Genomic DNA, 13,247 nt, shown 5'->3' with positions numbered 1-13,247 from the left:
TTACGATTTGTCCTTAGCTTTGAAACAAAGATCTTACAGAAGGAATAAAAATGACGAATCTGATTATAGGCAAGCCGTGTTTCCTTATCGGGAAACACATAATACATCCATTTTTACAATTGATTTACAGCGAATTCTTAAATTGGGTAGGCGTTTGGGAGGTGTACTTCTTAAATGCCTTATTGAATGAAGATTTTGAATTGTATCCTACCCTTTCGGCCAACTCCTCAATGGTGATATTATGGTTCTCATTCTGTGAAAGCAGCTCCTTGGCCTTTTCAACTCTCAACTCAGCCATCCATTCAAAGAAACTTTTTCCCAATCGCTCATTAATGACTTGCGAAACATGATGAGAAACGCATCCAATCTTTTTGGAAAGGTGTGGCAGGGAGGCCATATTGTTGGTAAAATATTGCTCTGTTTGCATCACTTGCTGCAATTGATCTAAAATTTTATCTTTTTGAGATTCATTCAATGAAGACTTGGAGTATTTCTCTGGAATCTTTGCAGTATTACTTTTCTTAAAAAAAAGAGAATCATTTACAACCTTGATACTGGCCAGGTAGATAATTAAGGTAATATAAGATGCAATAAAATGATCTCCCAAATCACGCCCCAGCGTAGTTTTGGTGACGATAAAAATGATAATCACCACAAAAAAATGAAGGCATAAATTTCGCAACCATCTTAATTGTTGATTTTTTAATTTCCAGAATTGCAACTTTTTGCTTTTTACCTCTTTTATGATTTCGCGAATAGAAAATCCCAAATAAACTACGAAGTGCAGCAATGTTAACTGATTAATATGGGCTCGCAGTTGCAAAGGGTCATCACTAAATGTTTGCACGGCTTGGATTCTTTCCCAATCGGGATGATTTACCCATACAAATGAGTTGAATTTGAATTCATCGGTCTGTAAATAATAAAAGAAGGAGTAAAACACATAAAAGGCAAAAAATGCAAAGTGCCAATAATCCCGTCGCTTAAAATTGGGCTTCAAACTATATTTTATATATAAGTAGCAAATGGGTGCAATAGCAAAATTTAAGGGTTCAGAAAAATTATCGATGAAAATTACCCGAGTCATATAGCCCGTATAATTCAACCAATGATCAAAAATCAAAAGGGAAAGACTGATTAATAAAAATCCATAAATACGATTAGATAAAAGTTTGCGATTTTCTTTGTTCAGGAAAAAATAGGTTAGAAAAAGTCCTTGAAAGATTCCCAACAAGATCAGAAGTGAAAAAATATCTAAACGAAGTTCAACTGGATACATACAAATTTGAATTTGCTATGAAGTTACTCTATTATTAATAAATTTAGAAAGATTTACTTCGATCAAAACATATTGTCACAATCTATAAACTCATCGAAAAAGAATAACACTTCGCATTACAGATGAATTACAACCACTTACACGATAATGTAAATTAAAGATGCGAAAATCTTTAAATTTATGAGAAATCACCTTTTTATTCCATGCAGATATTTATATATTTAGGTTCATCTAAAAATTAAACATTTGTATTATTATTAACCGACTTGCCTAAATCTGTTCAAAATCAAGTAAAACAATACCAGCAGAACTTTTGCAGGTCATTCCAAGCCTAACAAAAAATTTTTATAGAATGAAGATTCACGAATATCAAGCAAAAGAAATCTTACGCTCGTTTGGTGTTCCTGTTCCGGAAAGCAAAATTGCATTCTCGGTAAAGGAAGCTGAAGAGGCCGCAGCCGAAATTGGCTTGCCGGTAGTTGTTAAAGCCCAAATTCACGCCGGTGGTAGAGGAAAAGGTGGTGGAGTTAAATTTGCTCCAACTGCACAAGATGTTTCTCAATATGCCAACGACATCCTAGGTATGACTTTGGTGACACATCAAACTGGTCCTGAGGGAAAACTAGTAAAGAAAGTGCTTATTGAAGCTGCTTCAAACATTGATAGAGAATTGTATGCAGGTATTGTAATGGACCGTACTACTTCTGCAGTTACTTTCATGGTATCCACTGAGGGTGGTATGGAAATTGAAAAAGTAGCTGAAGAAACCCCTGAAAAAATTGTAAAAGTAGTGGTTGATACTGCTGTAGGTCTTCAACCATTTCAAGCCAGACAAATGGCATTCGCTCTAAACTTAACGGGTGATGCCTTTAAAAATGGTGTGAAGTTTTTGATGGCACTTTACAAAGCCTATATGGGAACCGATGCATCTATTTTTGAAATCAACCCGTTGGTTGTTACCAAAGAAGGCGCTGTAATTGCTCTTGATGCCAAAGCGAATTTCGACGAGAATGCATTGTATCGTCATAAAGACATTGTTGCGCTTCGTGATTTAGACGAAGAAGAACCTCTTGAAATTGAAGCAGGAAGGTCAGGCCTTAACTATATTAAACTAGAAGGTAATATTGGTTGTATGGTAAACGGTGCCGGTTTGGCAATGGGAACCATGGATATCATTAAACTTACGGGTGGAGAACCTGCCAATTTCCTTGATGTAGGAGGTGGTGCATCTGCCGAAACTGTAGAAAAAGGCTTTAGAATTATTCTTTCCGATAAAAATGTAAAAGCAGTGCTTATTAATATTTTTGGTGGTATTGTTCGTTGCGACCGTGTTGCCAAAGGAGTTATCGAAGCCATTAAGAATATTGACACCAAAGTACCAATTGTGGTTCGACTACAAGGAACCAATGCCGAAGAAGGTAAAAAACTTTTAGAGGAATCAGGAATGAATATTATTGCTGCTACAGAGTTGAAAGATGCAGCTGAAAAAGTAGTAGGAACCCTTAAAACAATTGAAGCATAATGAGTGTATTAGTAGATAAAAATACAAAACTAGTGGTTCAGGGAATCACTGGTTCCGAAGGTGCGTTCCACACCCAACAAATGATTGACTATGGAACCAATGTAGTTGCTGGTGTTACTCCAGGTAAAGGAGGTCAGCTATTTATGGATAAAATTCCGATTTACAACACCATGAAAGGTGCTGTTGAAAAAACCGGAGCCAATGCTTCTGTTATTTTCGTTCCACCTCCATTCGCTGCCGATGCCATTATGGAAGCGGCTGAAGCTGGTGTTGATCTGGTAATTTGTATTACCGAAGGAATTCCAACTTTTGATATGCTTAAGGTTCATGAGTTCCTTAAAAAATATCCAAAAACAACTTTGGTAGGTCCTAACTGTCCTGGTGTAATTACTCCTGGCGAAGCAAAAATCGGTATCATGCCTGGATTTATTCATAAACCTGGTACCATTGGTATTGTTTCTCGTTCGGGTACATTAACCTACGAAGCAGTTCATCAATTGGGCGAAGCTGGATTTGGACAATCAACAGCAATTGGTATTGGTGGAGATCCAATTATTGGAACCAAGCATATCGATGCAGTTAAATTGCTAAACGAAGATCCTAAAACAGAAGCCATTGTTTTAATTGGTGAAATTGGTGGATCGGATGAAGAGACAGCTGCAGCTTACATTGCTGAAAATGTTGACAAGCCGGTTGTTGCATTTATTGCTGGTCAAACCGCACCTCCTGGTAAACGTATGGGGCATGCCGGAGCTATTATTGCTGGTGGTAAAGGTACAGCCGAGGAGAAAATGAAAGCATTGGCTGCTGCTGGAATTCATGTAGTAAAATCGCCTGCTGAAATAGGCAAGAAGATGAAAGAAGTATTGGGGTAAATCCTTATAAATAACAAAAAGCCGATTCAAAAATGAATCGGCTTTTTTTATAATTCAAATAGCTGTAAATATTCCCACAAATAAAAAAGTCTATTCCTTCTTGCACCAACCAATTCTTTTACCAATCCAAACTTCTCTAATTCTTTTATCAGCAAATTGGCTGATTGAAAACTTAGTCCCAACTTTTCTTTAATATCATTTACCGATAAAAATGGTGAGGAATAGAACTCTGTAATCAATTGCTTGGCAGATTGATGCCTCTTCTTTCCCATATGTTCCTCAATCAACTTCTCATTTCTTTCAACCATTGAGTTGATATTACCCAATATCTCTTTACTATATCGAGCTGATTCTTTAATTCCAGTTAAGAAAAAACGAATCCATTGTTCTATATCATTTTTCGATCGAATTAAATTTAATCGATGATAATACTCCAGCCTATTACGCTCAAAAAACACCGATAAACAAAAAACGGGCTTGTGCACAAAACTTAACTCCATCATTTCAAAAAGAATAAGGGTTCGTGCCGTTCTTCCATTACCATCTAGAAATGGGAGGATATTTTCGAATTGATATAAGGAAATTGCCATTTTGATTAACAATGGAAGCTCCAAATTGTCGTTACGCCAAAACTTCTTTGCATCGTTTATCAAAATTTTTAACTCATGCTTATTGGGTGGAGAATATTTAAATCCAACATCGAACTTGTTGTCTTTTGAATTTACAAAAGGCCGAATTTTTCCACCAAAATCTTCCAATTGAGGCAAATCAGAACATAGAATTCTATGAGATTCTTTGACCAATCGAATACTTAAAGGAAAGCGCCTTAATTCTTTCACTCCCCACTTTATTGCAGCGATATGATTGGTAATTTCCTTCTGCTCGTAAATGCGTTTGAAACTCTTTGAGTTCTCAGGCACAAAAGCTTGCGATAAACTACATTTACTCCCTTCAATCATATTAGAGGCAACTGCCTCTTGCGCTATAAATAGAGGAATGTATCGATTTATGTTTGGAAAGAATTTAGAGAATGCATTTAGCTCACCCAATTCCAACATCGCTCTCTCTAACAAAATATTAATCTGCTTATCCTGCCATTCAAAGGAACGATTAATTAAAGAAGGAGTTACGCTTCGGTAACCTTCTTTAAAACTCTGATAAGTATAATTTCCGGCTGTATTTTTATTCAAGTTTCTAGTCATATAATTGAATAAAGGTATCTTATTCAGGATAAAAGTATTAAAATTTAATAAAAGACCATTCAAAATTACACACTCCTTTTTCTTATCGATAGATCTAAATATTTGCATTGTTTTGATTATCTGACATTTACACACGGTAACTTTCTGATCTTAATTGTTTTACTCTTGCAAGACAAAGTTTTTAATTTATATTCAGATCGAAATTTTAAAACATCAACTTATGATTAAAAGAATTTGTTTAGCCATCGCTGTAATTGCAATGGCATACAATGTAAAAGCGGAAGGTTATGCTGTTAATCTTCAGGGAGCTAAGCAAACTGGGATGGGCCATGTTGGTACTGCATTAAACTTTGATGCAAGTAGTATGCAATGGAATCCTGGAGCTTTGGCAACATTGAGCAATAAATATAGCTTCTCATTAGGTGGATTTGGCACTTTCACTAAAGCAGAATATACAGGATTAAACGGTACTGAATCAACCGATAATCCTACCAATACTCCTTTCTATTTTTATGGATCAATGAAAGTAAGTGATAAACTTGCGATTGGTATCGGGGCTTATACTCCTTTTGGAAACACTATGGATTGGGGGAATGACTGGTCTGGGAATCAATTAATTCAAGACATTACCTTAAAAGCAATTTATATTCAGCCAACAGTATCATATAAAATTAATGACTGGTTAAGTGTTGGTGCCGGACTAAATATTGTTTACGGAGAAGAAGATTTAAACAGAGCGGTAAATGTAGGACCTCTTGTAGGATCAGCTGATCCGGTTTTTGGCTCAGTAAATATTTCAGGAAACAACATTCAGTATGGTTATAACCTTGGAGTTTTCTTGCAACCTACTGAAAAATTAAACATTGGTATTTCATACAGATCGCAAGTAGATGTTGATCTTGAATATTCTGATGCAGATGCTGATTTTACTGTTCCTGAAGGTATTTCTGCACTTTTCCCTGATGGAGGAGTTGCAGCATCATTACCACTTCCTGCAAGTTTAAATATTGGTTTTGCATACCAGATCAACGATAAGTGGTTGGTTTCTGCTGATGCAAACTTTATTAAATGGAATGCATACAAATCATTGAATTTTGATTTTGAAAAAAATACTTCTATTCCTCATCCTAGCATCCCTAATGTAATGATTCCTGTTCTTGCTGATTCTGAAAGTACAAGAGACTGGGACAATACAATGACTTGGAGATTCGGTGCAAGATACACTGCTAATGAAAAATTAGATCTTTATGCTGGTTTATATTTCGACGAAACACCAACAAATGATATGTACTATACTCCTGAAACTCCAGGAGCGAACAAAGTAGGCGTTTCATTAGGTTTTTCTTATAAACTTAACAACAAGCTTAGCTTAGATGCTTCATTACTATACAATGAAGGAGAAAAAGTGGACAGAGTAGATAGCAACTCAGGTTTTGCAGGAGAATACAAATACAGAGCTTGGTTACCAGGTGTTGGTATTACATACAATTTTTAAATCCATTTAAGCATGGATATTGAAAGCCTGATCGTTGATCAGGCTTTTTTATTACCATAAATCTATTTTTTGCTAAGCAGTTATCTGTTTTTCATTGAATATTCATATTTTGCAGTGATTTTCTAATAACACTCTTAAACATGAAACGCTTAGTTTTACTACTTCTTTTTACAATATCATCAATTTATTTACAGGCCGGAATCATTCTCAATGATATTCCACAATCTCAAATTGAAAAGGAGGTAGACAACCTTCTTAATCAAGCTAAAAGTTTAAGAAATTCCTCATATGATAGCTGTGCCTACATCGGAAGGAAAACGATAAAATTAGCCAATTCTACTAAAAAACCAGAACTTATTGGATTTGCTCATAAATCACAGGGAACAACATTTTTGTATCAAGGATTATTTGACTCTGCATTTTTTCATTACGACAAAGCAATAAAAGAATTTGAATCAATTAATGACAGCTTAAATGTTGCCATGTTGATTTCAAACGAAGGCATAATATATAGAAGAACGAATAAATATGATAAAGGTCTACAACAATATTTAAAAGCACTAGAGATATATGAAGCTTTAAATTATCCCAAAGGAATTGCATCTGCTTTTACAAATATTGGAGGAGTGTATCAAACACTAGGAGATCTTAACAAAGCTTTAAAATTTTATCTTAAAGCAAAAGAGATGTACTCCAAAATGAACGAAACGCAACGTTATTCAAGAGTTCTAACAAATATTGGCGTTATTAAATTCCAACAAGATTTATTTGAAGAATCCTTGAACTACCAACTTGAAGCTTTAAAATTGAATGAAAAGGATGGGATGTTGCAGCATAAGGCAATTATTCAATTAAATATTGGAGAGTGCTATCAAGCAATGGATAAACCGCTTAGGGCTTTAGAGTATTTTAATAAGTGTGAAGATATTAGACTACAGCTTAACGACATTTGGGGAATTGGGAAATTATATATAAAAAAGGCCATTGTATTGCAAGAATTGGGGCAATTCACAAATGCTGAAACTTACTTTAAAAAGGCAGAAACATTTTGCAAGAAACAGAATTTATCTGAAGATTTAAGCGTGACATATTTATACTATTCTGACCTTCTTGAAGAATTAGAACGTCCAGAAATGGTCATCTCCTATTTAAAAAAATATCACTCCCTTAAAGATTCACTGCAAGCAATAGTTAGAGATGAGCAATTAGCAGAAATAACAGCAAAATTCGAATCGGAACAGAAAAAGAAAGAATTTGAGTTGCTAGAACAGCGCACCCAGATTCAAAAACTTGAATTGGGTCAGAAAAATGCCTGGATTATTGTTTTATTGGTTGTTATGATTCTTGGAGTTATGGCAGTTTTGGTTTCATTAAGAATTAACCGTTTGAGTGCAGATCATAAAATCATGGATCTACGTCAAAAAGTATTACTCTCACAAATGAATCCACACTTTTTATTCAATTCTTTAACTGCAATTCAGAGTTTTATTTTAGATGAAAAAAATGATGATGCGAACAACTACCTTTCAAAATTGGCCAGTTTGGTACGTAGAATTCTTGAAAATTCAAGAGAGGAATTTGTTTCATTGCGTACAGAATTGAGAACCTTAGAGGAATATATCGGACTACAGAAACTAAGATTTGAAAATGATATTGCCTACAATTTTGAGATCGATGCAAGTTTGGATCAAGATGAAGTAATGATTCCTCCAATGCTAGCTCAACCATTTATCGAAAATGCTCTTATTCATGGAAAACTTAGGAATAATCCTGAAGCTTGTATTAATGTAAAAGTCTCTAAAACAGATGATGAAGAATCAATAAGATTTAGTATTATTGACAATGGAATTGGAATTGAAGAGGCCAAAAAAGAATCCGAACAAAAAAATCATAAATCGTTGGCTACTTCAATTGCTCTAGATCGTGTGAAGATTTACAATTTTAGATCTTCGAAAAAAATGAATTTTGAAATCGTTGACTTAATTAATCATGGTGAAAATGGAACTAAGGTTACCTACTCTATTCCATTAATCACATAAGCTGAATTAATCATGTTAAAAACAATATCAACAGTTGTACTTTTATTAATATCCTATACATCATTTGGTTATTTTAATAATGATGATAAGGAAAGTAACAAAAACTTACAGGAGCGAATAACAACTTACCTCGATTCATCATCGTCTCTATTAAGAAATAATTCGTTAACCAAAAGCATAGAAGTCTGTAACGAAGCGATATTGTTAGCTGAAGAAACAGAAGATCCTGTTTTCTTATCAAAAGCTTATAAACGTCAAGGCATAAATTATTTTTATTCAGGCAATACAGACTCTTCCTTTTATTACTACAATAAGGCCATCCCTCAATTCGAGGCGCTTGGTTCTAAAGTAGATGTAGGAAAGGTTACTGGGAATATTGGGCTCCTATATAAAAGCCAAGGACAATACGATAAAGCGCTTGAATTTTACCTTGAAAATCTTCAGATATACAAAGAAGTAAAATATGACAAAGGATTAGGTAGTGTTTACAATAATTTAGGTAATCTGCATCAGTTAATTAAGAATTTAGAATATGCAGAGGATTACTACATGTTGGCATTAAAAAGCTTTCAAAAACATAATAATTCATTAGAAGTTGCTAAAGCTTATTGCAATTTAGGTGCTGTTTGTGAAAAACTAGAAGAATATTCGAAAGGACTTGAATACTATGAAATGGCACTTAAGGAAAATGCTAAAATCAACAATAAACTTCTTGATTCTAAGTTGTATTTCAACATTGGATATTTGTATCAATCCAATAAACAACTTGATTCTGCATTGGTATATTTAAAGAAATCTGAAAAACTTCGAACTGAACTTGAAAATTTTTCAGGGCTTGTAAATGTAAAGTTACAACTTGGCTCTACCTATTTCGAATTGAGAAATTATGCCTTAAGCGAAAAATACTTGCTGGAGGCACTTGATCTTGCAAAAAGATTAGAAAATCATCTTCTATTACCAGATATTCTTTTTCAGCTATCATCATTGTATAAAGATAAGAAGCAATATAAACAAGCTTATGATTACCAGTTTAAGGGAGTTCAGTTAAAAGACTCCCTTAATATAATAAGCATTGAAAATAAATTTGCTGAATTGGCTGCTGCCTATGAAAATGAAAAGAAAAAGCAGGAATTTGAATTGTTACAACAACGTACTCAAATTCAAAATCTTGAATTAGGGCAGAAAAATGCCTGGATTATTGTCTTATTGGTTGTAATGATACTTGGAGTTGTTGCAGTTTTGGTTTCGCTTAGAATTAACCGTATGAGAGCAGATCATAAAATCATGGATCTGCGTCAGAAAGTATTACTAACACAAATGAATCCACACTTTTTATTCAACTCCTTAACTGCAATTCAAAGTTTTATATTAGACGAAAAAAATGATGATGCCAACAATTACCTCTCCAGATTGGCCAGTTTGGTACGTGGTATTTTAGAGAATTCGAGAGAGGAATTTGTCTCCTTGCGAAAAGAAATACAAACTTTAGAAGATTATATAAGACTACAGAAACTAAGATTCGAAAATGACATTTGTTATAATTTTGAAATTGATGCTACACTGAATCAAGATGAAGTAATGATTCCTCCAATGCTGGCACAACCATTCATCGAAAATGCTCTTATTCATGGAAAACTTCGCAATAATCCTGAAGCATGCATAAATGTTCAAATAAGTAAAACAAAAGATGAACAGTCCATAAAATTTGATATTATTGACAATGGAATTGGAATAGAAGAAGCTAAGAAACAATCCTCTCAAACGAATCATAAATCATTGGCAACTTCTATTGCTTTAGATAGAGTAAAAATTTACAATTTTAAATCATCGAAAAAGATGAATTTTGAAATTTTGGATCTGAAAAGTATTGATCCTAACAAATCGGGAACTAAGGTAAGTTATAGTATTCCAATAATTATTTCATCGAAGTAGACGTAATTTGGAGATAAGAAAACTCCATTTTCGATAAGAATTTTTCAGTCTCATTCATATTTCTGGTAAAACCAAGAAGATAACCACCACCTCCTGAACCACATAATTTTAACCAGAATTTGTTGGAATCGAGACCTGTTTTCCACAGTGTCCTGTAACCAGATGGGATTTTATTTGTAAAGTTTTGATATTGAAACGATGAAACACTTTGTATTGATTCAAAAAAATTGTCAATATCATTATTGCACAAGCTATTAATACATTGTTGAGTAACTGGTATTAATTTTTCAACAATTTTATTTCTAAAATCAACCGATTCACACTGCAATAGAAAATCATTCACCAAAGGTGCTGTATCACCTTTTTGTTGGGTATCAATTAAAAAAACTGCAGCATTCTCAAGAAACTTATCAAACTTTAAATTCACAAGTTCAAGTTGATCATTACCAGAAACCAATACTGGTTTGTTAACATACGAAATCAATGGATCTAAGCCAGAACTTTTACCATGAAATCCTGATTCAAGCAAGGATAACCTTTGCTTTAAATCTCTTAAGTTTATTTCATTGTGTTCGCTTATTTTCCCATAATGCTTGTAGATTGCAGCACACAATGCGCCTGAGCTTCCTACTCCATAACTTACTGGTATAGAAGAATCGAAAAATAAGCCAGAATTGATATCTTTTTCAAGATCTGTTAAGTTCAATATAGAATCAAAAACATTTGAATTGGAAAGCAGGTATTTAAAATACTTCTTTAACTCTGAATTCGATTTTTTTTCTTTATCAGATTTATTTGAGCTCATGAAATCAAAATTGGCCTTAAACATTTTGAAAGGTATGCTTAATGCCATAGAACCCAACAAAACAGAATATTCTCCAAACAGAAGAAGTTTGCCATGAAACAATTCACTCTTTTTATTCACCACCAGAAATATTTATTTGTTTGGGACCTAAACCTGTTTCATCCTTAAGATATCTCCCATCTTCAAGTAATTCCTTTAATTGTTCATTTACAAATGCATCAACTTTTAAACTGTCTTTTTTAGGAAACATTAAGTGAATATTTGGACCTGCATCCAAGGTAAATCCTACAGGAATTTTAGTCGTATTTCTAAAATCACGAATTAATTCAATTGCTTCCAAAGTATTAGGTTTCATCAAAGTAAATGAAGGTGTAGAATTCATCATTAAACCATGCAAACTTAATGCTTCATTTTCAAGAACCTCTATAAAAGTATCCAAATCGCCACTACGTAATATCCCAAGCATTCGCTCGAAATTTGAATTGGCCTGATTATATCTGGCTTGAGCAAATGGATGATTCTTCATCAACCCATGCCCTGCTGTACTTGAAACTTTTTTCTTTTTAGAACTTACCAATAAAATATAATCCTGATAATCTTTAAATATTGGATGAATGTATTTTGAAAAAGGAGTTGCAAAATCATTGGAGGCTTTCGAGAATGCACTGCTCTCACCCCATGTTGCATAGGATTCATAAATAGATCGTGATGCACTACCCGATCCCAAACGAGCAAGAAAACTGGCTTTCTGTAAAAATTCATCACGCTCCAATTTATTTCCTGTAATCAATTCTTCCATACTACAAATGCACAAAGCAAGAGCACTCATGGCCGACGCCGAGCTAGCAATTCCTGTAGAATGAGGAAAGGTGTTTTCTGATGTGATAGAGTACGAATATTGGCTTAAAAATGGCAATTCCTCATTTAAACCTTTAAAAAGTGTTTCTATTCTTTTGGCAAAATCAAGATTTTCTTTTCCCTCAAATTCAAAGTTTATCCACTTCTCATTTCTTTCCGAAAATGACAATTGAGTTCTACTTAGCGCATTCTTCAATGTCATACTTACAGATGGATTACAAGGGTGCTGTCTGCCTATTTTTCCCCAATATTTTATCAATGCAATATTTGAAGGGCTCTCCCAAGCCACAAGTTGTTTCTTCATTCGCTTATCAATTGTTAACTCAAGATAATATCATCCCAAGCAAATATTGTAGTTAATCCTTTCTCATAAAAATAGCGATGCACCTCTCTCTTTCCCAAATCTGATCGAACCAAAATAAAGTCTCCGCCCCAAGCTCCTAATGACTTTATACTTCCTTCAAAATCAGGAAATTTTTCTTTCTTTACAGGATCTGTATGAAGTACTTCTGCAATAAATCTTTCATGTTCAGAAATCAAAGCATCAAACTCCATGGAATTTTCACTCTGTAATAACTTTTTACTCAGCAGTGAGATGCTTTCAACCTGTGTTTTGGTTACTGGATTTCCATTCAGATATTTTTTCACACTTTCCTCACTATTCTGCTTATTTCCCAGATATACAAAGAAAAGCTGATCTGAGAAACCAGGTTCAAACTTTATTGGATATATCATGGGATGAGATTCATTTTTACGAAACAGAATAGGCAAACAATAATTTGCACAAGCAATATCATAACCCGAACCATTTGACACCAAAGCATGCAATTCGTAAGGATTCACATCTGCCCACTGTGCAATATTGTTAATCAAACTTGAACTACTTCCTAATCCCCAATTTCTGTCAAAATTGATTTCCGTTTTAACCTTTAATGAAAAATTTGGTAAAAATTCAGGGTTTAACTTCTTTGCCTGATTCAAAATGAAACACACAAAATCCTTCTCAGAATTCCCCTTGTTTTCCACACTTAGAATATCTTTTTCAGAGATTGAGAATTGCAACCAAGGCTGGGCTCTATCTAGTGCAATCCATTCCAATACATTCGTATCTGATTCATAAATTTCCATCAATTGACCAAATCGAAGTGGGATCGCCAATGACAAAGCACCATGCAAAACCAAATACTCTCCGGTAATTAGAAATTTAGCATTTGAGTAATATTTTTTTAATGGAGTCAAA

10 protein-coding genes are annotated in these 13,247 nt (G+C 34.0%); 5 read left to right on the top strand and 5 right to left on the bottom strand.

Features of this window, described 5'->3' with window-relative positions; genetic code table 11:
* Positions 1–124: 124 nt before the first annotated feature.
* Positions 125–1,000: an AraC family transcriptional regulator gene (locus tag M0051_RS14795; RefSeq protein WP_306742279.1), complete on the bottom strand. Its 876-nt coding sequence runs from the start codon at positions 998–1,000 to the stop codon at positions 125–127.
* 631 nt (positions 1,001–1,631) lie between these two features.
* On the opposite strand from M0051_RS14795, the gene sucC reads away from it, so the two are divergent.
* Together sucC and sucD are read left to right on the top strand one after the other, a co-directional pair.
* Entirely contained in the window at positions 1,632–2,801 is a 1,170-nt protein-coding gene (sucC, locus tag M0051_RS14790; protein ID WP_306742278.1) for an ADP-forming succinate--CoA ligase subunit beta, read from the top strand.
* On the top strand, positions 2,801–3,676 hold the full coding sequence (gene sucD, locus M0051_RS14785; protein WP_306742277.1) for a succinate--CoA ligase subunit alpha: 876 nt from the start codon (positions 2,801–2,803) through the stop codon (positions 3,674–3,676). Before sucC ends, sucD begins: the two co-directional genes overlap by 1 nt.
* Positions 3,677–3,723: 47 nt before the next feature.
* Here sucD and M0051_RS14780 read toward each other — a convergent pair whose 3' ends face one another.
* Positions 3,724–4,986: a Fic family protein gene (locus M0051_RS14780; protein ID WP_306742276.1), complete on the bottom strand. Its 1,263-nt coding sequence runs from the start codon at positions 4,984–4,986 to the stop codon at positions 3,724–3,726.
* 112 nt (positions 4,987–5,098) lie between these two features.
* Here M0051_RS14780 and M0051_RS14775 point away from each other — a divergent pair, with 112 nt between their 5' ends.
* The 3 genes from M0051_RS14775 (at position 5,099) to M0051_RS14765 (ending at position 10,344) form a co-directional block, all read left to right on the top strand.
* Positions 5,099–6,373, top strand: coding sequence for an OmpP1/FadL family transporter (locus tag M0051_RS14775; protein ID WP_306742275.1), 1,275 nt, complete (start codon positions 5,099–5,101; stop codon positions 6,371–6,373).
* 140 nt (positions 6,374–6,513) lie between these two features.
* Positions 6,514–8,412: a tetratricopeptide repeat protein gene (locus tag M0051_RS14770; protein WP_306742274.1), complete on the top strand. Its 1,899-nt coding sequence runs from the start codon at positions 6,514–6,516 to the stop codon at positions 8,410–8,412.
* A gap of 12 nt (positions 8,413–8,424) precedes the next feature.
* Positions 8,425–10,344 carry a tetratricopeptide repeat protein gene (locus M0051_RS14765; RefSeq protein ID WP_306742273.1) on the top strand — a complete coding sequence of 640 codons (1,920 nt, stop codon included), beginning with the start codon at positions 8,425–8,427 and terminating at the stop codon, positions 10,342–10,344.
* On the opposite strand, the gene M0051_RS14760 is transcribed toward M0051_RS14765, so the two are convergent.
* Genes M0051_RS14760 through M0051_RS14750 form a run of 3 tightly spaced genes read right to left on the bottom strand, consistent with a single transcriptional unit; the run spans position 10,328 to position 13,246 of the window.
* Positions 10,328–11,269 (bottom strand): mevalonate kinase, encoded by a 942-nt coding sequence (locus M0051_RS14760; protein ID WP_306742272.1) that lies wholly within the window; start codon positions 11,267–11,269, stop codon positions 10,328–10,330. The two genes, M0051_RS14765 and M0051_RS14760, sit on opposite strands and share 17 nt — an antisense overlap.
* Complete coding sequence (locus M0051_RS14755; protein ID WP_306742271.1) at positions 11,262–12,311, bottom strand: diphosphomevalonate/mevalonate 3,5-bisphosphate decarboxylase family protein; 1,050 nt, start codon at positions 12,309–12,311, stop codon at positions 11,262–11,264. The genes M0051_RS14760 and M0051_RS14755 overlap by 8 nt, the downstream gene beginning before the upstream one ends.
* 14 nt (positions 12,312–12,325) lie before the next feature.
* Entirely contained in the window at positions 12,326–13,246 is a 921-nt protein-coding gene (locus tag M0051_RS14750; RefSeq protein ID WP_306742269.1) for a GYDIA family GHMP kinase, read from the bottom strand.
* Between the last annotated feature and the right edge of the window lies 1 nt (position 13,247).

This window comes from Marinifilum sp. D714, assembly GCF_030851345.1.
Classification (GTDB): domain Bacteria; phylum Bacteroidota; class Bacteroidia; order Bacteroidales; family Marinifilaceae; genus Marinifilum.
The sequence above is the reverse complement of the archived record's forward strand: the minus strand, read 5'-3'. Positions and strand labels throughout refer to the sequence as shown.

What these genes read in the sequence shown, in the direction of transcription:
- sucC (WP_306742278.1), top strand. Translation starts at nt 1,632, where the DNA reads ATGAAGATTCACGAATATCAAGCAAAAGAAATCTTACGCTCGTTTGGT.
- sucD (WP_306742277.1), top strand. Translation starts at nt 2,801, where the DNA reads ATGAGTGTATTAGTAGATAAAAATACAAAACTAGTGGTTCAGGGAATC.
- M0051_RS14780 (WP_306742276.1), bottom strand. Translation starts at nt 4,986, where the DNA reads ATGCAAATATTTAGATCTATCGATAAGAAAAAGGAGTGTGTAATTTTG.
- M0051_RS14775 (WP_306742275.1), top strand. Translation starts at nt 5,099, where the DNA reads ATGATTAAAAGAATTTGTTTAGCCATCGCTGTAATTGCAATGGCATAC.
- M0051_RS14770 (WP_306742274.1), top strand. Translation starts at nt 6,514, where the DNA reads ATGAAACGCTTAGTTTTACTACTTCTTTTTACAATATCATCAATTTAT.
- M0051_RS14765 (WP_306742273.1), top strand. Translation starts at nt 8,425, where the DNA reads ATGTTAAAAACAATATCAACAGTTGTACTTTTATTAATATCCTATACA.
- M0051_RS14755 (WP_306742271.1), bottom strand. Translation starts at nt 12,311, where the DNA reads ATGAAGAAACAACTTGTGGCTTGGGAGAGCCCTTCAAATATTGCATTG.